Genomic DNA, 21,044 nt, shown 5'->3' with positions numbered 1-21,044 from the left:
GCAGAGATCTTCCGGCAGTCCTTCGACCCCGTCCTGGTGTGGACCGAGCGTCCGTGGCAGGACACCCCGAGCGTGTACGGGCCGATCGCCTCGGCGTCCCAGTGGCTGGCCAACATGCTCGGCGGCGAGTCGATGCACGACGTCGTGTTCTGGCTGCAGATGATGTCGGTGCTGCCGTTCATCGTGGTGGGTCTCGTGATGATCAAGCTCGCCCGCGACGACGCCGCGCTGCAACTGCGCGCGACCCTGTTCGTGCTGCTGAACCCGCTGCTCATCTGGTCGGTGGTCGCGGGCGCGCACAATGAGGCCCTCACGCTCGTGTTCGCGATCGTGGGCCTCCTGTTCGTGCGCCGCAGCCCGTTCATCACCGGCATCTTCATCGGCTTGGCGGGCGCCGTGAAGGTGTCGCTGGTGTTCTACGGCGTGGCGATGGTGTGGGGGTACCGGCGGGACTGGCGCAAGGTCGTCGCGCTGTGCGCCGGTGCGGTGATCCCGCTCGCCCTGCTCTATGGCCTGTTCGCCCCGCAGGCGCTGTTCGCGGCCTCCCGCAACACCGGCTACATCTCGGCCGGGTCGTGGGCGCCGTGGCTGAGTTCGGCGCTCGCCTGGGTGATGCCCGACGCGGTCGCCCGCTCCATCACCGGCTACGTCGGAGTGATCGGGCTCGTCGTCATCGGGTGGATGCTGAGCCGCGTCCTGCCGTGGACAGCCGTCCCGGGCGCGGAGCTTCCGGCCGAGCGGGATCCGCTCACCATCACCGTGCGGACGGCCGTCATCTTGTGCACCGCTTGGCTCGTCACCTCGCCCTACACGCTGAGCTGGTACGACCTCATTGCGTGGGCGCCGCTGGCCCTGCTGTTCCCCACGCGACTCGACCGCCTGATGGTGCTGCGCGGGGCGGCGTTGTCGGTGGCCTACGTGACCGGCCGGACGGTGGGATTCAGCACCCTCATGGTCGACGGGGTGGCGTTCGTCGTCCGCGACGTCCTCTGCTCGGCGATCCAGTGGTACGTCCTGATCGCCCTTGTGCACTGGTTCTGGACGACCTCGCGGGAGTGGCCCACCATCGCCTTCGTGCGGGACGGGGCCGTGCGGCTGTTCCAGAGCCCGCCGCCGGATGCCGGGCAGCAGCCTGCCCCCGTCGTCCGGGACTGGCGTCGGCCCCCGGGGTGAACCCGGTCCGCCCTAGACTGCCCAGGTGATCGGATACTTCGGCCCCGCGGGCACGTTCACCCACCAGGCGCTGCGCACCGTCACCGACGCCGAGGCACGCCCGTTCGGGAGCGTCCAGGCAGTACTGCAGGCCGTCCGAGCCGGGGACATCGAGGCGGGGCTGGTCCCGATCGAGAACTCGGTGGAGGGCGGCGTCACCGCCACCTTGGACAACCTCGCCTCCGGTGAGCCGCTCGTCATCGTCTCCGAGATCCTGCTGCCGGTCTCGTTCGTGCTCGGGGTGCGCCCCGGCACCACCCTGGCGGACGTGCGTTCCGTCCTGACGCATCCGCACGCCCACGCCCAGACCCGCGACTGGGTGGTGGCCAACCTCCCGGGCGCGGTCGTCACCGAGGGCGGTTCCACGGCCGGGGCCGCCGAAGAGGTCGCGCGTCCCGATTCGCGATTCGATGCCGCCATCTGCGCGGCGGTCGCCGCCGAGTTGTACGACCTGGACGTGATCGCCGATGCGATCGCCGACAACCCCGACGCGGTCACCCGGTTCGTGATGGTGCGCCGACCCGGCGTCCTGCCCGCGCCGACCGGGGCCGACAAGACGACCCTGGTCGCCTACATGCACGCGGACCGGTCCGGAGCCCTGCTGGAGATCCTGCAGCAGTTCGCGATGCGTGGGGTCAACCTGACCCGGATCGAGTCGCGGCCCACCAAGAAGGCGTTCGGCGACTACTGCTTCTCCATCGACGCCGAAGGCCACCTCGGGGAGCCGCGGATGCGCGGCACCCTCAAGGGGCTGCACCGGGTGTGCCGCCAGGTGACCTTTCTCGGCTCCTACCCGCGCGCCGATGGCGTCACCCCGAAGATCGCCCGCGGCTTCACCGCCGCCGAGTACCAGGCCGCCGAGGACTGGATCGACGCGGTGTTCGGCCGCGACCGGACCTGAGGGAGCCGGTCAGGGCCGGCGAGACGGCTAGATGGTGGCCGAACTCAGCAGCAGGCTCGTCTCGGAGTCCCGGATGCCGTCGATGCTGCGGATCGTGCCCAGCAGGGCGTCGAAGCTGCCCAGGCCGTCGCAACTGACCTCGGCGACCAGATCCCAGCGCCCGTTCGTGGTGTGCAGGGCGGCGATCTCGGGGATGCCCCGCAGACTGCGGATCACGTCGCGCGTCGACACCCCCTCCACGGCCAGCATCGCGATCGCGCGCACCACCTCGGCCTCGGCGGGGTCGCGCACGCGGACGGAGAACCCGACGATGACGCCCTGCTCCCCGAGCCGGTGCAGGCGCGCGTTCACCGTCGTACGCGTCACCCCGAGCCGTTCCGCGAGCGAGGAGACCGGCTCGCGTCCGTTGGCCCGCAGCAGGGAGATGAGGCGCCGATCCAGATCATCCATGACAGAAGTATTGACGCGAATATTCAAAGTGTCTAGAAAGTGCCCAGATTGTTAGCTCCTGCTCATTGAATGCGACAGTCGTCGTTCGTAGCCTGACAAGCAACGAAAACGAGGAGGTGGCGTGGTGGTGCGCTTGATCGACGTGGCGACAGTTCGCCGATGGCTCCGCGAGGAGGGGATCGCGAGCGTCCTGCGTATCGTGAGCGCCCGCGTGGCCGACGACTTCTCCCGGTGGGACGCCTTCGACAAGACCCCCCGCATCGCCAGCCACTCCCGCACCGGCGTCATCGAACTGATGCCGATCAGCGACGGCGACACCTATGCGTTCAAGTACGTCAACGGCCACCCCCTCAATCCCGCCGGCGGACTCCAGACGGTCACCGCCTTCGGGGTGCTCGCCGACGTCGCCACCGGCTATCCGACGCTCCTCTCCGAGATGACGATCCTGACCGCGATCCGCACCGCAGCCGTGTCGGCCGCCGTGGCCGCCCTCCTCGCCCGCAGCGACTCCGACACGATGGCGATGATCGGGACAGGTAGCCAGGCGGCCTTCCAGGCGCTCGCCTTCCGGGAACTGCTCGGCATCCGCCGGCTGCGCGTCTGGGACACCGACCCGGCCGCCCTGGACACCTTCTCCGCGCACGCGCGGGGTCTCGGCTTCGAGCTGTACCAGGCCACCTCTGCCTCCGACGCCGCGACGGGCGCCGACATCATCACGACCTGCACCGCCGACAAACGCAATGCCAGGGTGCTGGACTCGGTCGACGTCGCGCCCGGAGTCCATGTGAACGCGGTCGGCGGCGACTGCCCCGGCAAGACGGAGCTCGACCCGGCGATCCTCGAACGCGGGGACGTGTTCGTCGAGTACGCGCCGCAGACGCGCATCGAGGGAGAGATCCAGCACCAGGCGCCCGACTTCCCCGTCACCGAGGTGTGGCGCGTCTTCCGCGGGGAAGCTCCCGGCCGGACGACGGAGGAGCAGATCACCGTCTTCGACTCGGTCGGGTTCGCGCTCGCCGACTTCTCCATGCTGCACGTGCTCGCCGACGCCGCCGCGGCACGCGACCTGGGCACGCTTATCGACCTGACGGCCGACCCTGACGATCCGAAGGACCTGTTCGCGCTGGTGGCACCTGCCCCCGTGCCGACACGATGACCGGGTACTCGGTCCAGGCGCCCGCCGCGGTCGTCGTGGTGCGGCCCCACCGCTATCGCCCCAACCCCGAGACCGGGGACGACAACGCCTTCCAGCAGGAGGCGTCCAACGATGTGGCGCGCGCCGCCTACGACGCCTCCTCGCGCCTGATCCGTGCGCTGCGCGACGTCGGGGTGCGGGTGCACGTGTTCGAAGACACGACCGGCAGGCATCCCGACTCGGTGTTCCCCAACAACTGGTTCTCCACGCACGCCGGCGGAAGGGTCGCCGTCTTCCCGATGCGGGCGGCCAGTCGACGCGGCGAGCGGCGCACCGACGTCATCGACTTCCTCAAGCGGGTCTACCGCGTCCAGGAGGTCGTCGACTACTCCGGCCTCGAACCCGACGGCATCTTCCTGGAAGGCACCGGCGCGATGGTGCTCGATCACGCGGCCCGCGTCGCCTACACGGCCCGGTCGCGCCGCTCGGATCCGCTGCTGCTGGAGCGGTTCTGCACGACGTTCGGCTACGAGCCGATGGTGTTCGACGCCGTCGACCCGTCCGGCACGCCGATCTACCACACCAACGTCATGATGTGCGTCGCCACCGAGTTCGCCCTGGTCGCCACCGAGGCCATCGTCGATGTTTCCCGGCGCGCGGAAGTCGTCCAGCGACTGGAACAAGCCGGGCGGGACGTCCTTGCGCTGGACGCGCACCAGCTCGGGGAGGTCGCCGGTAACGCGATCGAACTGCGGGGCTCGGGCGCCCGGCGGGTGCTCGCCTTGTCCGCGCGCGCGGACGCGTCGCTCACCGCCGACCAGCGGGCCGTCATCGAGCGCTCCTGCGACATCGTCGCCGTCGACGTCGCCCCCATCGAACTCGCCGGCGGGTCGGTGCGATGCATGCTCGCGGGCGTCCACCTGGACCCCCGGCCCGCCTGAGCGCGCCCCCGTCGCCCGGCGTGTGTCGGCGGGCTGGCCTCGGCCATCAAGTGGCCCGACAGGGTGGAGACCGACCGGCGTCGGCTCAACCGTCCTCGTCGGTGCCGCGCGCGGAATCCACGCCGCGCACCCGCGGGATCTCTGCCAGTTCCCGCAGCAACTGCGTCAGCGAACCGCCGATGGTGTGCATCTCGATCCGGACGCGCTGCAACGCGACGCCGGGATCCCGGTCGGGCACCGACAAGACATCCAGATGGTCGACGGCGACACCATGATTGCCGATGGTGTTCATGACCTCCCGCAGGACGCCGTGCCCGTCCTCGTACGTGATGGACACCAGTTCGTGCGTGAAGGAGGAATGCGGGAGCCGGGAACGCAACGGGGTCAAGCCGATGATGACGAGCAGGTACAGGATCGTCGCGGTCACCGCCAGGTCGATCACCCCTGCCCCGGCAGCCATCCCGACGGCGGCGACCAGCCAGATGCTGGCGGCCGTGGTCAGGCCGCGCACCGAGTCTCGCCGGACGAAGATCAGTCCCGCCCCCAGGAAACCGATCCCCGAGACGATCTGCGCCGCCACCCGGGCGCCATCGACGTTCGTGACGGTCATGCCGGGCAGCAGCCATTCCCCCTGGCGCGACACCACGGTGAACAGCGTCGAGCCCAGCCCGACCAGCGCACACGTCCGGATGCCGGCCGCCTTGCCGTGGAACTCCCGCTCCAATCCGATGAGCATCGACAGCACGACGCCGACGGTGAGCTCGACCATCGCGTCCCAGTGGAGCATCAACACGGTTCTCCCCCCTGAAGCGCCCACCGTCTCGCTGTTGCCCGCGGGAGGCAAGGGTTCGTCACCAAGCGGTGACGTGTGTGCGTCGCAGGCGAGGGCTCAGGGCCGGCGTCCGGGCGTCATGACCTCCAGGACCCGGGCCAGGCTGGATGCCTCCAGGCGGCTGCATTCACCCATCGGGTCGCCGTCGATCTGATAGGGGACCGGCTCGTCGACGTCGAAGGTGACTACCTTCGCCTGCGCCCGCTCGACGCCGGGGGCGTCGTTGGCGCGGGCCAGGATGCGGGTGGTGATCGCGCCCCAGTCGGCCGGCTTTTCCGGGGAGGCGACGACGAGGTCGAGGCGTCCGTCGTCGGGTTGGGCGTCGGGGGCGATCTGAATCTGCCCCTGGATCGCGCCCACGTTGGCGACCATCGCCAGGCCCGCCCGACGCTCCACCGGCTCGTGGTCGCCGACGGTCACCCGCACCGAGAACGGGGGCTGGTTGAGGGCCTGCAGCGCCGCCATCACGTAGGCGGCCGAGCCGACGATCTTCTTCAGGTCGGCGTTCGTCTCGGCCATGATCAAGGCGTCCGCGCCCATTCCGGCCATGACGAGGGAGTACTCGGGTTCCCGGTCGTCGGCGCGCACTTCGATCAGGTCGATGGGACGCGGCCGTCCGTCGAAGGCGACGTCCAGGGCTTCGGCCATGTCGAGCGGGACGCCCAGGTTGCGGGCCAGCAGGTTCCCGGTGCCCGCGGGCAGGATGCCCACCCGGATCCCGGAGCCCGCCAGTTCCGCGCAGGCGGTCCGCACGGTACCGTCCCCGCCGGCCACCAGGGCCAGGTCCACTTCGGCCCGGCGGGCCCGTCGGGACGCCGCGGCTCCGGCGTCCGCGGCGTCGGATTCCAGCCACAGCGGCGACTCCCAGCCGCGCTGCTCGCATTCGCCCTCGATCTGGCGGCGGAACGTCACCATGTCCTGGATCTTGGTCGGGTTGTAGATGACTCCGGCCCGCAGCGTCGCGTCGGCGTTCTCGCCGGTGGGCAGCAGCCGGTTCACGTGGACGCCGAACACCGCCAGCGCCAGCGCAGCGACGAGGACGCCGAAGAACCCACCGCCGATGAGGTCGGTGAACCAGTGGGCGCGCAGCCAGATGCGGTCGGCCAGCACGCACCACCACAGCGCGGCGAGCAGCGCCATCGTGAGCCCGACGTAGAGGCGTCGGCGGCGGGTGATGACCTGGGCGGCGCCGATCATGACGGCCGCGATGGTGGGGGCGGTCATGTGGCCGCTGGGGTAGGAGAAGCCTTCGGCGGTGATGAGCGCGGCGGCGTCCGGCGGCCGGGGGCGTCCGAACAGCGCCTTGAGCGCCCAGGCGCCGATCGATCCGACGGCGATGCTCGCGATCATCGCCCACCCGAGACGGCTGAGGCGTCGGCGGAACGCCCAGAGGGCGAACCCGGCGAGCACGGGGTAGACGACGTAGGGGGAGGACACCAGGGCGAACGCGGCCAGGATCTGGCCCCACGCGGAGGTGACGTCGACGCCGGGGCCCAGCGATGCGGCGTCCAGGCGCGCGAGGGCGTCGGTGTGGAGCGTCAGCCACGTCCAGCCGACGAAGAGCACCGCTGCGGTGAGCGCTGCAGCGGGGGCGACGCCGATCCTCCTGTTCATGGCCGTGATTCTCGCACGCGGACCGGGCCGGAGGTCCTCGGCAGGCGGAGCCTCAGTCCTGGGCGGGTGCAGCCTCAGTCCTGGGCGGGTGCAGCCTCAGTCCTCGGCGGGTGCAGCCTCAGTCCTCGGCGGGGAGCGCGGCGGCGATAGGATCGAGGGGTGATCGACCCGAAGATTCTGCGCACCGACCCCGACGCCGTCCGCCGTAGCCAGGCCATCCGCGGCGAATCCGTGGACCTGGTGGACGACCTCATCGCCGCCGATGAGCGCCGCCGCAGCCTGATGTCGTCCGCCGAGACGGCGCGCGCGGAGCAGAAGTCGCTCAGCTCCCGCATCCCGAAGGCGTCCGGGGAGGAGAAGGCCGCGCTGCTCGCCCGCACCAAGGAGTTGTCCGCCCAAGTCAAGCAGGCGGCCGCCGAGGCCGAGGCCGCCAACGTCACCTTCGACGACCTGATCCGCCAGGTCGGCAACCTCGTCATCCCCGGCGTCCCCGAGGGCGGCGAGGACGACTTCGTCGTCTTGGAAGAGATCGGGACCCCCCGCGACTTCGCCGCCGAAGGGTTCGCTCCGAAGGATCACCTCGAACTCGGGGAGATCCTCGGCGCCATCGACATGGAGCGCGGCGCGAAGGTGTCCGGCGCGCGGTTCTACTACCTGACCGGGCAGGGCGCCCTGCTGGAGCTGGCGCTCATCCAGCTCGCGATGGCGAAGGCGCTCGAGTGGGGCTTCACGCCCATCCTGCCGCCCGCGCTGGTCAAGCCGCGGGCCATGGAGGGCACCGGCTTCCTCGGGCAGGCCGCCGAGAACGTGTACCGCGTCGAGGCCGACGACCTGTACCTGGTCGGCACCGCCGAGGTGCCGCTGGCCGCCTACCACTCCGACGAGATCCTGCCCGCCGACACCCTGCCCCGGATGTACGCCGGCTACTCGCCCAGCTACCGGCGCGAGGCGGGCAGCTACGGCAAGGACACCCGGGGCATCTTCCGCGTCCACTGGTTCGACAAGGTCGAGATGTTCGTCTACTGCGCCCCCGAGGAGGCCGAGGCGATGCACGCCAAGCTCCTCGGCTTCGAGAAGGAGTTCCTCTCCATCTTGGAGATTCCCTTCCGCGTCATCGACGTCGCCGCGGGCGACCTGGGGGCTTCTGCCGCCCGCAAGTTCGACTGCGAGGGCTGGGTGCCCACCCAGGGCAAGTACCGCGAGATCACCTCGACCTCGAACTGCACCGAGTTCCAGGCCCGCCGCCTGGACGTCCGGCTGCGCGACGAGAACGGGACGCGTCCTCTCGCCACGCTGAACGGCACCCTGTGCGCCATGACGCGGATGATCGTTCTGCTGCTGGAGAACCACCAGCAGCCCGACGGATCGGTCCGCATCCCGGCGGCGCTGCGCCCGTACCTGGCGGGCAAGGAGTCCCTGACACCCGTCGTCGCGCGCTGACGCTGCCGCTGGTGTCTAGGCCGACAGCTCCGGGAGCCCGGCGCGACCCTTCGCGATCAGCCGGGCCGCCCGGCGTTCGTCGCTCGGCGTCGGCATCCGGACGCGCAGCGCACCCGAGGTGCGACCGCGCAGGATGATCCGCGGCATGCCCGGCCGGGCCCGCGTCCGGACGCCGCGCGCCTCCATCATCCCGACCTCGCCCTGGGTTCCTCCGGTGTCGACGCCCCAGCCCTCGGGGACGACGATGGTCGCCGTGCCCCAGTCGTTGATCATGAGCACCACATCGATCACCTTCGAGCGGGCCGTGGCCTGGGTGAAGTCGAGCCGGACGCCGCCGATCGACGTCTGCACCTCCAGGAACGGCGGCACCACCCAGGGGCCGACGACGGCGAGTTCGGTCCAGCGCTCGCTCTCCAGGATGAGCGGGTCCTCCCACGAATAGCCGGGCCCCTCGCCCAGCGGCGGTTCCCCGCCCACGATCTCCTCGACCCGCTCGGTGGGCAGCAGATCGGCCAGGACCGCTGCCAGATCGTCGCGGGTGGTCGCGTGCAGGGCGCGCGGGACGCGTCCCTCCAGTTCGTCGAAGCTGATCCGCTCGTCGGCGGCCGCATTCCGCAGGACCTCCAGCGCCTGCTCGCGTTGCGCCGTGCCGACGCGTAGGTGACCGTTCGGACCTGACAAGGGGGAACCACTCACGGCCACCACCGTAGCGGGAGCCTGCGACGATGGTGGCATGGGTGCACCGGTGACCATCCCCGCAGGATGGGCCGCTGTCGGTGGGGACGCGCGGCAACGATGGGTGGCAGGGCTGCCCGGCCTGATCGAGTCGACGCTGCAGCGATGGCACCTGACGCCCGACGGCGAGCCGTGCACCGGCATGACGGCCCTGGTGGTGCCCGTCCGGGACGCCGATGAGGTGCGCCGGGCGGTCAAGTTCTCCTTCGTCGAGGACGACAACGCCGGCGAGATCCCGACCCTGCGGCTGTGGGCCGGACGCGGCGCAGCTACGCTGCTGCGCGCCGACCCGCCCCGCGGCGTCCTGCTGCTGGAGTGGCTCGGTGAGCCGCTGCAGGACTGGTGGGACGCCGAGGAAGCCACCCAGGTCGCCGCGGGCCTGTACCGCGACCTGCACCGCCCGGCCGTCCCGCAGTTGCCGGACGGGCACGCCCTGGTGCGTGGCTGGCTGGCCGAACTCGCCTCTCTGGGACGCCGGGCTCCCGCCCCGCCACGGCTCGTGGCGTGGGCGCTGCGGGCCGGAGGCGAGCTGGCGGCGGCACCCGGGACGCATATCGTCCACGGCGACCTGCACTATCTCAACGTGCTGCGCCGCGGCGACGGCTGGGCTGCGATCGACCCCAAGGGTTTCAACGCGGACCCGTGCCTGGAGCCCGTCCCCCTGATGTGGAACCGCTGGGCGGACCTGGAGGCGTCCGGGGATGTCGGGGAGGCGCTCCGCGAGCGGTTCTACACGATCGTGGACACCGCGGGCCTGGATGAGCGCCGTACCCGCGACTGGATCGTCACGCGCTGCATGATCAACGTCGGCTGGCAGGCGGCCGAGGGTGCGCCACCCGGCGGAGGGCTCGGCGACCCGGAGGAGTGGATCACCCGCAACGTCACCGTCGCCAAGGCCATGCAGGGCCTCGAGTTACCCGAATAGCCTGCTGGGTGGGCGGTCGGTACCGTCAGCGCATGAGCTACGACCAGGTGTTGATCCCCGTTGCGCGCGTGACCGACCTGCTGGAGACCTTGACCTGGGTGGATGCCGAGGGCGAGAAGGAGCAGCAGTCCCCTGCCGCCGCGGCGCTCGCCGCCGACCTGACCGCCTTGGCGGCCCCCGAGGAGCCCCTGTTCTCGGTCCATCCGCTGCAGGCCAGCGGGGAGGTCGTGTTCGTCCCGGCCGTCTACCCGGCCGCTCAACGCGCCCGCGACCTGGTCATCCCGCGCGCCTTCGCCGCCTCCTTCGCCGTCTACGATCCGCAGATCGACGTGCTGCTGGATCCGCGCACCGCGGTGGCGGGACGCGTCCACACGCAGCGGTTCGGCAGCTTCCCCACCCTCACGCCCGGCCTGATCGACGCCCTCCTGGGTGCCACCCAGAACGGGGACTTCCTCGTCGCCGAGCGCGGCGACCTCTGGTTCATGCAGTACGCCGACAACGGGGACACGTTCGCCCTCGAATACCGCGAGGGCGACGAGAGCCAGCACCTGGCAGCCGTGGTGCACGGCGTCGACCAGATCAGCGCAGCCCTGCACGGATGGCTGACGGGCGACGACGCCGCCTATCGCGACCTGACCTGGGAGGTCCTCACCTTCTGAGCCGCCCCGTCGCGGCACCGGAGGCCACCACGCCCGGTCTCCTCCGGGTGCCGCACGTGGGTCCGACCCTGCGGGCTACTTGACCGACCCGCTCATCAGCCCGGAGACGAAGTACTTCCCCAGCGCGATGTAGACGATCAGCGTGGGCAGGGACGCGACCAGGACGCCCGCCATGATGGACGGGTAGTCCGGGTTCTGGCCACCCGCCAGGGCCTGCAGGGCGTACGTGACCGGACCGTTGTTCGGCGTCGTCAGGAACAGCGCGAACAGGAAGTCGTTCCACGCGCTGGTGAACTGCCAGATCAGCGCCACGACGAAGGCGGGGATCGACACCGGCAGCACCACGCGCAGGTACGTCCGGAACGCGCCGGCACCGTCCACCCGGGCCGCCTCGATGATCTCGGTGGGCACCGCGGTGGCGTAGTAGTTGCGGAAGATCAGACTGCAGATCGGGATCCCGTACACGGTGTGCACCAGGATCAGCACGACGATCCCCTCGAACCAGGGGGCAGCCGACTGGACGCTCAGCATCAACGCCTGCAGCGGGATCATGATCGCCTGGTACGGGATGAACATGCCGAACAGGAACAGCACGAACACGACATGCGATCCCGGGAACGGCCACTTGGCGAACACATAGCCGTTCAGCGAACCCAGCAGCGAAGACACCACGGACGCGATCGTCGCCAGCAGCAGCGACCGGGCGACCGCGGGCGCCAGCCGATCCCACGCCTTCACCCAGCCGTCCACCGACCAGTCCTGCGGCAGGAACCAGGCGGTCGCCTGATTGAAGCTGGAGGGGTCCTTGAAGCTGGTCACCAGCAGCAGGTACAGCGGCGTCAGGATCATCACGGCGAAGACGACCAGCAACAGGATCTGCAGGCTCGACCAGGCGCGCTGGCCACGCGTCCGACGGGGACGCCGCAGCGGGACGGCGGCCTCGGCGCTCACGGCACTTTCGACACTCACGGCGCTACCTCTTCTCGCTGCGGTTCGTGTAGACCAGGTAGGGCACCACGACCACCGCGACGATCGCGAGCAGGAGCGTGGCGTTGACGGCGGCCCCGGTCGTGTCGCTGAGCTGGAACATCTGCGCCCACATCAGGGTCGCGGGCACTTCCGCGGTGTAGGAGTTCGGGCCCGCGATCGAGTAGATCAGGTCGAACATCTTCATCGACATGTGCCCCACGATGATCAAGGCGCTGAGCGCCACGGGGGAGAGCTGCGGGAACAGGACGTGGCGGTACAGCTTCCACTCGGTGGCGCCATCGACCCGGGCGGCCTCCCGCTGGTCGAGGGAGATCCCCCGGAAACCCGAGAGGAACAGGGCCATCACGTAGCCCGACAGTTGCCAGATCGCCGGGATGGCCATGGCAGCCATGTTGAATTGGCCGGCCGACCACCACGAGGACTGCAGCCACGGCATCCCCATGTACTGGAACAGCTGATTGAGTCCCACCGCGTTCTCGCCGGTGGCCGGAGACAGCAGCCAGCGCCACACGACGCCCGCGGCGACGAAGGAGACCGCCATCGGGAACAGGAAGATCGAGCGGAACACCCCCTCGCCCTTGACGGAGCGCTCCAGCAGAACCGCCCACAGCAACCCGAAGAACATCGTCCCCACGACGAACACGACGGTGAGCACGAGCAGGTTCCACAAGGCGTGCTGGTAGCGCGGGTCGCCGATCAGCGTGGCGTAGTTCTCCAGCCCCCCGGGGGCACGGACCTTGCCCGACTTGGTCACCACCTGTTCGAAGGAGGTGAAGATGTTCCTGCCGATGAAGCCGTAGACAAAGATCCCTACGAGGAGAATCGAGGGCAGGAGGAACACCAGTCCCGCCCCCCACCGCCTGAGGCCTGTCATCAGGGTCCTTTCTGGAAACGACAGGGCGCCCGGGGCGGGCCGATCACGTCTGCGATCCGGCCCGCCCCGGGTGCCGCCAGCCTGCTACGCGGCGTACTTCGCGTGGGCCGCGACGAGGGCCGCCTGGAGGGTGTCCGCGTTCCGGCTCTGGTAGAAGGCGCTCATGGCGGTGTTGATCTCCGAGCTCCACGCCAGGGAGACGGCGGCACCGTGCGCGATCGACGGGACGATCTTGTCCGTCTTGAAGGACTCCATCGTCTTCTGCTGGTACTCCCCAAACGACGCGCTCGGCACGTCGGTCCGCGGCGGGATCGACCCCTTCTTCAGGTTGAAGGCGAGCTGGCCCTCGGCACCGCCGACCAGGCTCAGCCAATCCTCCGCGCCTCCGGCATTCTTGGCGCCCACCGGCAGGGTGAACGCGTCGGCGAGGAAGCCGAACAACTGCTCGCCGTTCCCGGTCAGCGGGAAGGAGGAGTACTCCTTGCCCCACGTGAGGCCCTTGCTGGTGAACTCGGCCAGCGCCCAGTCGCCCATCAGGTTGTAGGCGGCCTTGCCCTCGGCAACCATCACGGTCGCCGCAGGCCAGTCGTCGCCGTCGGAGGCCGTGTTGGCGTAGCTGAGGATCGTCGCGTAGTCGGTGATGGACTGCTTGACGCCCGCCGCGTCCCAGGCCCCGCCCTTGGAGAACAGCGCCGTGTAGGCCGTCGAGCCGAGGTTCGCGGCCAGCACCGACTCGAACAGTTCGGTCTGCGTCCAGGTGCCGCCGATGCCCAGGGGGGTCGAGACGCCGCTGGCCTTCACCTTCTCCAGGTCGGCGATCCACGCCGACACCGTCGCCGGGGCGGCCGAGATGCCCGCCTTGGAGAGCAGATCGGAGTTCGTCCAGACCATGTTGGCGCGGTGGATGTCACACGGGACGCCGTACACGTGGCCGCCGACCGTGATGAGGTCGAGCAGCGTCTGCGGGTACACCGAGGAACCGCCGAGCGCCTTCATGATGTCGTCCACCGGCTCGATCTGCTCGTTGTCGATGTAGTCGGTCAGCTCGGCGCCCGCATGCCCCTGGAAGGAGTCCGGTGGGTTCTTGTTGGCCAGGTCGGAAGCCAGCTTCGCCTTCGCGTTGGAGCCGCTGCCGCCCGCGACGGCGAGGTTGACGAAGGTGTTGTTCGGGTACTTCGTCTTGAACAGGGCGACCAGCGCGTCCAAGCCCTCCTTCTCCGAGCCGTCCGCCCACCAGGTGAAGATGCCGACGTCGCCGCCCGCACCGCCTGCGGCCGCGGACGAGGTGGCCGATGATGATGCCGTCGTGCCGCCGCTGCTACACCCGGCCGCTGCGGCCAGCACCGCGGCTCCGACGAGCAGAGATCGCCTCTTGATGAGCATGAGATCCGTCCCCCTTTGTGAATCGGCATGTCGTCCACATCGACGATCGTCCACATCGACGACCGGTGGACCGCTTTGTCCATCGCCTTGCCAGCGGTGATCATACGCTCGTGGGGGTCGGGTGAGGCGAGCCTTGTTATGGAACTGATGCCGAGTGGCCCGCCCGCCGCAGTGGAACGGGCGGGGATCCGCTCAGGCGTCGACGGGGTCGACGCGTCCGACGCGGCGCCGCCACACCCACACCACAAGGCCCCCGATCGCTACCAGAGCGACCAGGCCGGTCCACGAGACCGCCGCCGCCAGAAACCCGGCGGACTGCGCTGCCGCGGCGGTGAGCTGATCTTCGCCGATCGCGGTGGGGGTGACCGTTACCGTTCCCCACAGCACCGCCATCGGCCACGCCTCCACCGCGACGGTGCGGCGCGCCACGTCCCCGGGCAGCAGTTCGCCCGCCGCTGCGGTAGCCGACGCTGGCGCGACGCCGAAGGGACCAGCCACCGCAACCTCGGCGGCATCGCCCAGGCGCACATTGCCGGTGTTCTCCACGTCGTAGCTCACGTGCAGGACGCCAGGCGCGAACGGGATCCAGGACGGCGTGAAGGATGCCTCCACGTGGGTGGCCCGCACCTGTGCGGCGATCTCGCCCGCGACCTGGAGATGGAGCCGCACGCCCATGCGGTGGGTCACGGTGACGCCGTCGCTCCCATCGCTCACGCCGACGACGATCCCCGCAGGGTGATCGCCGGGTACGGCGTCGGCGGGGACGTCGATGCGCACCGGGAGGGCCCGCGCCTCGCCTGCGTTCAGGGTCAGGCGCCCGGCATCGGTGCCTCCGACGGTGATCCAGCGCCCGGCGCGGGTGGGTTCCCCGGCGGCGATGTCGAAGGCGCCGTCGGCACCGACCACGCCGTCACCCGCGGCGACCAGGTATTCGGCAGGCTGCGAGCCGAGGTTCGTGACGATGATCTCGTCGTCGACGGAGGCGCCGGGGTCGGTGACGTGCCGCAGCGAGATGCGGGAATCCGGGGCGCCCCCGGTGGACGGGGCCACCGACCAGGCGACGTCGGCGGCGACGGCGGTGGCGGGGGCGAGCAGCGCCATTGACAGCGCGGCCGCGAGAACGACCCACCAGCGGCGTGGCCGTCCGTGGGTGCGGGAGGGGGGTGAAGCGGTCATGAGGCGGCCTTTCGGGGAGGGGCAAGGCGTGCCCGGGGGGAGGGAAGTAGCGGTGCGGAAGACCTGCAGGGGAACGGAACAAGGGGCGGCGGCGTGGGGCCGCCGCCCCTTGTCAGCGCTCAGTCCTTGGCGAACAGCGTCAAGGTGAGGTCGCTGCCGTACCGGCCGGCCTTCGCGTCCTCGGGCACCGACAGCGCCAGGGAGGCGTCCAGGACGGAGGTGCCGACGCGGGTCACGCGATCGGAGTCCGCCAGCGTCGCCGGGGCCTGCAGGGTCGCGACCCCGCCCGCCGCGGCGCCGCCCTGGGAGGAGACGACCCGCGGCGTCCAGGTCAGCGCCTCAGCGCCGAACGTGCGGTTACCGGCGACGAACTCGGTCGCCGAACCGGACACCGTCCAGCCCTTGCCCTGGGACTGCACCTCGGAGCGGCTGTCCGTGACCGTGGCTTGCGGCAGAGCCGCGGCGGCGTTCTCGAACACGACCCGATCGGACGCGGCGACCGACAGCGACAGGGCGCCGCTGCGATCACCCGACGTCACCGATGCCTCGACGCCGACCGCGTTCTCCCCGGAGGCAGCCGCGTGACCCAGCAGGTCGAACACGATCTCGCCGACGGCGGTGTTGTCCAGGTAGGCCCCACGCACGGCGTCCCACTTGTCGGCGCGGGCGGCGAGCTGATCGGAGCCGGCGCCCTTCGCGAAGAACGGGACCAGGGCGTTGGTGTGCCCGCCCGAATGCCACGACACGTTCGGCAGCTGGCCCTGGGTGCCGGTCAGCGCCGTCCACCCGGTCTGCGCGTCGGCGCCCGGGCCGGCGAGGTAGCCGGTCTCGTGGTCGGCGGTGACGATGACCAGGGTCTCGTTCCAGTTGCTGTTCTGCTCGACCCACGCGGTGACGGCCTCGACCGACGCGTTGAAGTCAAGCTGCTCCTCTACCAAACGGGTGGTCTGGTTGGCGTGACCGGCCCAGTCGACGGCGCCGCCCTCCACCATCAAGAAGAATCCGTCCTGGTCGCTGGCGAGGACGTTCAGCGCCGCGTCGGTCGAGGTCTCCAGCGACGGCACGTCGGCGTTCGCCCGGTCGGTGAACGGCAGCACCGCGTTGTTGCTCAGGCCCGGGCGGTTGTACTGGAAGGTCTCGGCGACTCGCGCCAGGCCGAACAGCTTGTCAGGGACGTTGTTCCCCGCCGCGATCTGCTCGAACTGCGCCTTGCTGTCCACGTAGGTGAACGGGGTCTGTCCGCCGCTGAGCCGCGCGAAGTCGGGCTGTGAGATCCACGAGCCCGCACCGAAGTGGGAGGCCCGCGAGGTGTTCGCGTCGGTGTAGTTCGGGTGACCGGCGCCGATCACCACGTCGATGCCGCTGTCGATCATTTCGGTGGCCAGGCCGTGATAGTCGTTGCGGTCCGCGTTGTGCGCGATGAACCCGGCCGGGGTGGCGTGGTTGAACGGCACGGACGTGACCAGCCCGACCTTCTTGCCGACGGCCATCGCCTGCTCGCCGACGGTCAGGAGCTTGTCGCCCGCCGGGTCGATGCCGATGGTGCCGTTGTTCGTCTTGACGCCGGTGCCCAGCGCCGTCGCGGCTGCCGCCGAATCGGTCGCCCCGCTGGCGACCCAGTCGAACGCACCCCACGCCGCCTCGGGGGTGTAACCCGCCCGGCCGCTGGCCGAGTAGTGGCTCTGGGCCACCTGGACGGGGAACTGCTCGTAGACCTGCGTGGGGGTGGCCGCGCTGAGCGTGATCGCGCCCGTGCTGGGATCGACCGCGACCTGCCGGTAGGAGGTGCCGGACTCGTACAGGCTCGCGGCGTCGAACTGGTTGTAGCCGGCGCCATCGGAGATCATCACGATGACGTTCTTGGGGGTAGTAGGGGTCGCCTCGGCCAGGACCGGGGTCGCGATGCCGAACGCCAAGCCCGTAGCCGCCGTCACGGCGATCAGCCTGCGTGCTGTCGTGGACATGTTTTCCTTCCCTCAGGGTGGGGGTGCGCCGCCGTATCGGCGCTCTCGCAACGTAACGAGCGCACGTGAGGGGGAAAGGACGGGTTGCCCAACTCTGCATGAACAGTCAGCGCGGCCGTGCCCCGGCGGCGGTCAGGGACACCGCGGGGGTGGCTCCGCGTCGGTCACAACCAGTCGCGGGCCTTGAACACGACGTACAACGCCCCGGCGCAGCCCACGATCAGCCCGATCGACAGCCACAGACCAAGCGGCTGGCTGAACCCGGGATAGGGGACGTTCTGTCCGAACCAGCCGGTGATCGCCGTCGGCACGGCGATGATCGCCGCCCACCCGGCCAGCTTCTTCATGATGGTGTTGAGCCGCTCGTCGTTGAGGGCCAGGTTCGTCTCGAACGCCGACCCCACCAGGTCACGCAGCGACTCGGTCCACTCCGCGGCGCGCAGCACATGGTCGAACAGGTCGTCGAACCAGGGCCGCAGCGCGGGGGTCGCCATGCTCGGGTCGCGCACCAGCCCGGCGACCACCTCGCGCATCGGCAGCACGATCCGGCGCAGGGTCACCAGTTCACGCCGGACATCGAAGATGGTCTTCGCGAACGCGGCGCTGGCGTGCCGCTGCTCGAACAGTTCCCCGGCCAGATCCTCCATGCGGTCATCCAGGGCTTCGATCCACTCGAACTGGTCGTCGACGACCGCGTCCAGGAGGCCGTGGACGAGCGCCCCGGAGCCCGCCTTCAGCAGGTCGGGGTCCTCCTCCCAGCGATGGACGACCGCGTCCATGTCGAAGTGGTCGTTCAGCCGGATGGTGATCAGCGCTGAGGGGATCACCCAGGCGGAGATGCGGGTCATCTCCAAGTGCTGCGGGGTGGACAGCTCCGGCATGACGGCGTACACGGTGACGCACAAGTGGGTGTCGTGGCGGGCCAGTTTGGGTCGTTCCTTGGGGCCCAGCGCGTCCTCGACGGCCGTGGCGGGCAGCGACAGCCGCCGCGCCAGCGAGGTGAGCTCGTCCTCGGTGGGCGCCACCAGATCCACCCACACCAGCACGTCCGGATCGTGCACGAGCGGCCCGATCTCATCCACGGTGATCCGGTCTCGCAGCACGTGCCCGTCGCGCCACACCCGGGCCGCGCGCATGCAGGCCGGGAACGGTTCGTGGGCGGGGACAGCGGACGCCGCGGCGCTCTCCGAACGACGGGTCGGGGACGGCTGCTCGGAGGACGTCGGCGGTTGCCCGGCAGGGGTGTCGGGAGACGGCGGGTCGCTCGGGGTGACGTCCGGGTTCATGGCCCTATCATCGCTCAGCCGCCCGGGCGGACAAGGCGTCACACCGCTGCGCAGCCGCGTGGCCCCGCACCGCGGCACCCGGCCGCCCGAGACCGGTTCGGCTTCGGTCGTTCGGAGTGAATACGGTGGTGACCATGACCTTCCGTCCCAAGCTCGTCGCGCTCGACGTCGACGGCACGCTCGTCGATGAGAGCAACATCGTTGTCCCGCGCGTCTACGCGGCCGTGGCCCGCGTCCTGGAGGCGGGGGTCCCGGTGATCTTGTCGACCGGGCGGAGTTGGGCCTCCGCGCTGACCGTCATCGACCAGCTTCCGCCCCTGACCGCCGAGCACGTGTGCTCCAACGGGGCCGTCACCGTCCGCTACCCGCCGTTCGAGGTGGTGGACCTGCTCACGTTCGACCCGCGTCCGGTGATCGACCTGATCCACGCCGAGGTGCCGGACGCGCGGCTGGGCGTCGAGATGATCGGGTCGGGCTACCAGGTGAGCGCGCCGTTCCCCGAGGGGGAACTCCACGGCGACATCGAGGTCGTGAGCATCGAGGAAATGACCAGCAAGCACGTCACCCGCATCATCGTGCGCGACCCGAACTCCAGCGAGCAGGAGTTCATCGAGCTGGCCTCCCGGCTCGGCCTCGAAGGCGTCAGCTACTCGATCGGCTACACCGCCTGGCTCGACATCGCCCCCCAAGGCGTCGACAAGGCCCACGGGCTCGCTCGGGTGACGGCCCGCGCGGGCATCGACGCCGCAGACGTCCTCGCCCTGGGCGATGGCCGCAACGACATCGAGATGCTGCAGTGGGCGGGCCGCGGCGTCGCCATGGGCAACTCGCCCGCCGAGGTGATCGCCGCCGCGGACGCCGTCACCGGGTCCGTCACCGAGGGCGGACTGATCGCCGAACTGGACCGCTGGTTCTCCTGAGGGCGATGCGCGCGGACGGCGACCCGAGCAGGCGGGGCCGGGTGCCTCGCTCGCCGGGTGGTGCCGACGGTGACGTCTTCGCCCAGCGTCCCCCCGGGCACGTCCGCGACGGGGCAGGCTAGGTGCATGCAGCAGTACGCCCGCGAGCCCGAGTACCTCACCGCACTGGCCGACGGGACGCTGAAACAGCTCAACCCGTTCACCGGCACCGAGGTGTGGACCGTCCCCGGGCGTGGCAACCGGCCCCTCGGCCTGGCGCATCCCGACCCGCGGCCGCTCGACTCGGACGCCGTGGGCGCCACGTGCGCGTTCTGCGAGGATCGCTACGACGAGACACCGCCGGAGAAATCGCGCATCGTCGCGACCGACCACGGCCACGAGACCCTGTACGGCGTCCCGGCGGCCCAGATGTTCGACACCGTCGCGGAGTTCCGCCGCGTGCCCAACCTGTTCGAGATCCTCAGTTACGAGTACTGGCACGCCAACTACGGCTACACGCTGCCCGTCCGGGTCGCCGAACGGCGCCGCGCCTACCTCGCCTCTGCCCAAGGACGCGCCCACGTCCTGCGGGTGATCGACGCCAAGCTGCGGGCCGCCGGACGCTCGGCGTCCCAGATCGCCGCCCTCAGTGAGGAGGAGCGGATCGACGCGGCGTCCGGCTTCTTCGGCGGGGGACACGACCTGATCATCGCGCGGCGGCACTACGTCCCGGGTGCCACCGATGACAGCCAGCTCGCAGGCTCGGGGACGCTGAGCGTCGCCGACCACCGCCTCTTCCTCGACGCCACCCTCGAGGCGGTCGAAGGGCTCTACGACCTCAACCGGTACGCCCGCTACGTCACCGTCTTCCAGAACTGGCTCAAACCCGCCGGGGCGTCCTTCGACCATCTCCACAAGCAACTCGTCGCCATCGACGAGCGGGGCGTCCAGAACGAGGCGACGCTGGCGAAGCTGCGGATCAACCCGAACCTGTTCAACGAGGTGGCCAGCAACTATGCGTCCTACCGGAACCTGATGATCGCTGAGAACGACCATGCGCTTGCATTCGCCGGGTTCGGGCACCGCTACCCGACCATCGAAGTGTTCTCCAAGTCCGAGCACTCGTTCCCGTGGGAGCACACCCGCGACGAGCGGGACGCCATGAGCGACCTGATCCACGCGATGCACGCGGCGACCGGAGCCGACATCCCGAGCAACGAGGAGTGGCACTACCGGCCCCTCGACGTCGAGGCGCCGATGCCGTGGCGGGTGATGCTGAAGTGGCGGATCTCCACGCTCGCCGGGTTCGAAGGGGCCACCAAGATCTACCTCAACACCCTCACGCCGCAGAGCCTGCGCGACCGGGTCGTCGAGCGGCTGTTCGCGCTGCGGAACCAGGGAAGGGTCGCCCCCGACCTCAAGATCGCCTTCGAGGCTCCCTGCCGCCCCAACGCGTTGCGGTACGCGTCCGGTCGCTGACTCCGGCGGCGTCCGGCGCTCCGGGCGTCCCGACCGGGGCGCGCGAGTCCTCGACGCGCAGGGTCGCAGTCCTCGGCGGCCGCAACCTCAGTCCTCGGCGGCCGGAGCCTCAGTCCTCGGCGCTATGAGGCTCAGTCCTCGGCGGGGGC

19 protein-coding genes are annotated in these 21,044 nt (G+C 70.2%); 9 read left to right on the top strand and 10 right to left on the bottom strand.

Annotation, left to right across the window (positions count from 1 at the left end):
* The coding region (locus V7E09_RS06235) for a hypothetical protein (protein ID WP_324523165.1) at positions 1 to 1,173 on the top strand (1,173 nt) is incomplete at its 5' end.
* Between the two features lie 25 nt (positions 1,174 to 1,198).
* Positions 1,199 to 2,113, top strand: a complete 915-nt coding sequence (pheA, locus tag V7E09_RS06230; RefSeq protein ID WP_324510792.1) for a prephenate dehydratase — start codon at positions 1,199 to 1,201, stop codon at positions 2,111 to 2,113.
* A 27-nt stretch (positions 2,114 to 2,140) separates the two neighbouring features.
* Here pheA and V7E09_RS06225 read toward each other — a convergent pair whose 3' ends face one another.
* A complete protein-coding gene (locus tag V7E09_RS06225) occupies positions 2,141 to 2,563 on the bottom strand; it encodes an Lrp/AsnC family transcriptional regulator (protein ID WP_324510793.1) in 423 nt (140 codons plus the stop codon).
* A gap of 121 nt (positions 2,564 to 2,684) precedes the next feature.
* On the opposite strand from V7E09_RS06225, the gene V7E09_RS06220 reads away from it, so the two are divergent.
* Both V7E09_RS06220 and ctlX read left to right on the top strand, forming a co-directional pair.
* Positions 2,685 to 3,719 (top strand): ornithine cyclodeaminase, encoded by a 1,035-nt coding sequence (locus V7E09_RS06220; protein ID WP_324510794.1) that lies wholly within the window; start codon positions 2,685 to 2,687, stop codon positions 3,717 to 3,719.
* A complete protein-coding gene (gene ctlX, locus V7E09_RS06215; RefSeq protein ID WP_324510795.1) occupies positions 3,716 to 4,639 on the top strand; it encodes a citrulline utilization hydrolase CtlX in 924 nt (307 codons plus the stop codon). The genes V7E09_RS06220 and ctlX overlap by 4 nt, the downstream gene beginning before the upstream one ends.
* Before the next feature lie 85 nt (positions 4,640 to 4,724).
* Here ctlX and V7E09_RS06210 read toward each other — a convergent pair whose 3' ends face one another.
* Positions 4,725 to 5,426, bottom strand: coding sequence for an MgtC/SapB family protein (locus V7E09_RS06210; protein WP_324510810.1), 702 nt, complete (start codon positions 5,424 to 5,426; stop codon positions 4,725 to 4,727).
* 102 nt (positions 5,427 to 5,528) lie between these two features.
* Positions 5,529 to 7,085, bottom strand: a complete 1,557-nt coding sequence (locus V7E09_RS06205; protein ID WP_324510796.1) for a diacylglycerol kinase family protein — start codon at positions 7,083 to 7,085, stop codon at positions 5,529 to 5,531.
* A 159-nt stretch (positions 7,086 to 7,244) separates the two neighbouring features.
* On the opposite strand from V7E09_RS06205, the gene serS reads away from it, so the two are divergent.
* Positions 7,245 to 8,525, top strand: coding sequence for a serine--tRNA ligase (gene serS, locus V7E09_RS06200; protein ID WP_324523164.1), 1,281 nt, complete (start codon positions 7,245 to 7,247; stop codon positions 8,523 to 8,525).
* A gap of 15 nt (positions 8,526 to 8,540) precedes the next feature.
* On the opposite strand, the gene V7E09_RS06195 is transcribed toward serS, so the two are convergent.
* Complete coding sequence (locus tag V7E09_RS06195; RefSeq protein WP_324510798.1) at positions 8,541 to 9,221, bottom strand: DUF1707 SHOCT-like domain-containing protein; 681 nt, start codon at positions 9,219 to 9,221, stop codon at positions 8,541 to 8,543.
* Positions 9,222 to 9,258: 37 nt separating this feature from the next.
* Here V7E09_RS06195 and V7E09_RS06190 point away from each other — a divergent pair, with 37 nt between their 5' ends.
* Both V7E09_RS06190 and V7E09_RS06185 read left to right on the top strand, forming a co-directional pair.
* Positions 9,259 to 10,185, top strand: a complete 927-nt coding sequence (locus tag V7E09_RS06190; RefSeq protein ID WP_324510799.1) for an aminoglycoside phosphotransferase family protein — start codon at positions 9,259 to 9,261, stop codon at positions 10,183 to 10,185.
* 32 nt (positions 10,186 to 10,217) lie between these two features.
* A complete protein-coding gene (locus tag V7E09_RS06185; RefSeq protein ID WP_324510800.1) occupies positions 10,218 to 10,844 on the top strand; it encodes a hypothetical protein in 627 nt (208 codons plus the stop codon).
* Between the two features lie 75 nt (positions 10,845 to 10,919).
* On the opposite strand, the gene V7E09_RS06180 is transcribed toward V7E09_RS06185, so the two are convergent.
* The 6 genes from V7E09_RS06180 to V7E09_RS06155 all read right to left on the bottom strand — a co-directional run bounded on the left by V7E09_RS06180 (position 10,920) and on the right by V7E09_RS06155 (position 18,517).
* A complete protein-coding gene (locus tag V7E09_RS06180) occupies positions 10,920 to 11,813 on the bottom strand; it encodes a carbohydrate ABC transporter permease (protein ID WP_324510801.1) in 894 nt (297 codons plus the stop codon).
* Between the two features lie 4 nt (positions 11,814 to 11,817).
* Positions 11,818 to 12,708 carry a carbohydrate ABC transporter permease gene (locus tag V7E09_RS06175; RefSeq protein WP_324510802.1) on the bottom strand — a complete coding sequence of 297 codons (891 nt, stop codon included), beginning with the start codon at positions 12,706 to 12,708 and terminating at the stop codon, positions 11,818 to 11,820.
* Between the two features lie 84 nt (positions 12,709 to 12,792).
* A complete protein-coding gene (locus V7E09_RS06170) occupies positions 12,793 to 14,091 on the bottom strand; it encodes an ABC transporter substrate-binding protein (RefSeq protein WP_324510803.1) in 1,299 nt (432 codons plus the stop codon).
* Positions 14,092 to 14,283: 192 nt separating this feature from the next.
* Positions 14,284 to 15,267, bottom strand: coding sequence for a COG1470 family protein (locus tag V7E09_RS06165; RefSeq protein ID WP_324523163.1), 984 nt, complete (start codon positions 15,265 to 15,267; stop codon positions 14,284 to 14,286).
* A gap of 119 nt (positions 15,268 to 15,386) precedes the next feature.
* Positions 15,387 to 17,231 (bottom strand): alkaline phosphatase, encoded by a 1,845-nt coding sequence (locus V7E09_RS06160; RefSeq protein ID WP_324510805.1) that lies wholly within the window; start codon positions 17,229 to 17,231, stop codon positions 15,387 to 15,389.
* 164 nt (positions 17,232 to 17,395) lie between these two features.
* Positions 17,396 to 18,517, bottom strand: coding sequence for a magnesium transporter CorA family protein (locus V7E09_RS06155; RefSeq protein ID WP_324510806.1), 1,122 nt, complete (start codon positions 18,515 to 18,517; stop codon positions 17,396 to 17,398).
* Between the two features lie 134 nt (positions 18,518 to 18,651).
* Here V7E09_RS06155 and V7E09_RS06150 point away from each other — a divergent pair, with 134 nt between their 5' ends.
* Both V7E09_RS06150 and V7E09_RS06145 read left to right on the top strand, forming a co-directional pair.
* Positions 18,652 to 19,437 carry an HAD family hydrolase gene (locus tag V7E09_RS06150; protein ID WP_324510807.1) on the top strand — a complete coding sequence of 262 codons (786 nt, stop codon included), beginning with the start codon at positions 18,652 to 18,654 and terminating at the stop codon, positions 19,435 to 19,437.
* A 126-nt stretch (positions 19,438 to 19,563) separates the two neighbouring features.
* Entirely contained in the window at positions 19,564 to 20,895 is a 1,332-nt protein-coding gene (locus V7E09_RS06145) for a DUF4921 family protein (RefSeq protein WP_324510808.1), read from the top strand.
* The last annotated feature ends 149 nt before the right edge of the window (positions 20,896 to 21,044 follow it).

This window comes from Propioniciclava sp. (genome assembly GCF_036744435.1).
Lineage (GTDB): Bacteria > Actinomycetota > Actinomycetes > Propionibacteriales > Propionibacteriaceae > Propioniciclava.
This window is presented reverse-complemented; position numbering and strand designations above follow the sequence as displayed.

Excerpts from the sequence above, each read along its gene's own strand:
- V7E09_RS06225 (WP_324510793.1), bottom strand. The coding sequence starts at position 2,563 with ATGGATGATCTGGATCGGCGCCTCATCTCCCTGCTGCGGGCCAACGGA.
- ctlX (WP_324510795.1), top strand. The coding sequence starts at position 3,716 with ATGACCGGGTACTCGGTCCAGGCGCCCGCCGCGGTCGTCGTGGTGCGG.
- V7E09_RS06210 (WP_324510810.1), bottom strand. The coding sequence starts at position 5,426 with ATGCTCCACTGGGACGCGATGGTCGAGCTCACCGTCGGCGTCGTGCTG.
- V7E09_RS06205 (WP_324510796.1), bottom strand. The coding sequence starts at position 7,085 with ATGAACAGGAGGATCGGCGTCGCCCCCGCTGCAGCGCTCACCGCAGCG.
- V7E09_RS06190 (WP_324510799.1), top strand. The coding sequence starts at position 9,259 with ATGGGTGCACCGGTGACCATCCCCGCAGGATGGGCCGCTGTCGGTGGG.
- V7E09_RS06185 (WP_324510800.1), top strand. The coding sequence starts at position 10,218 with ATGAGCTACGACCAGGTGTTGATCCCCGTTGCGCGCGTGACCGACCTG.
- V7E09_RS06175 (WP_324510802.1), bottom strand. The coding sequence starts at position 12,708 with ATGACAGGCCTCAGGCGGTGGGGGGCGGGACTGGTGTTCCTCCTGCCC.
- V7E09_RS06170 (WP_324510803.1), bottom strand. The coding sequence starts at position 14,091 with ATGCTCATCAAGAGGCGATCTCTGCTCGTCGGAGCCGCGGTGCTGGCC.
- V7E09_RS06165 (WP_324523163.1), bottom strand. The coding sequence starts at position 15,267 with ATGACCGCTTCACCCCCCTCCCGCACCCACGGACGGCCACGCCGCTGG.
- V7E09_RS06160 (WP_324510805.1), bottom strand. The coding sequence starts at position 17,231 with ATGTCCACGACAGCACGCAGGCTGATCGCCGTGACGGCGGCTACGGGC.
- V7E09_RS06155 (WP_324510806.1), bottom strand. The coding sequence starts at position 18,517 with ATGAACCCGGACGTCACCCCGAGCGACCCGCCGTCTCCCGACACCCCT.
- V7E09_RS06150 (WP_324510807.1), top strand. The coding sequence starts at position 18,652 with ATGACCTTCCGTCCCAAGCTCGTCGCGCTCGACGTCGACGGCACGCTC.
- V7E09_RS06145 (WP_324510808.1), top strand. The coding sequence starts at position 19,564 with ATGCAGCAGTACGCCCGCGAGCCCGAGTACCTCACCGCACTGGCCGAC.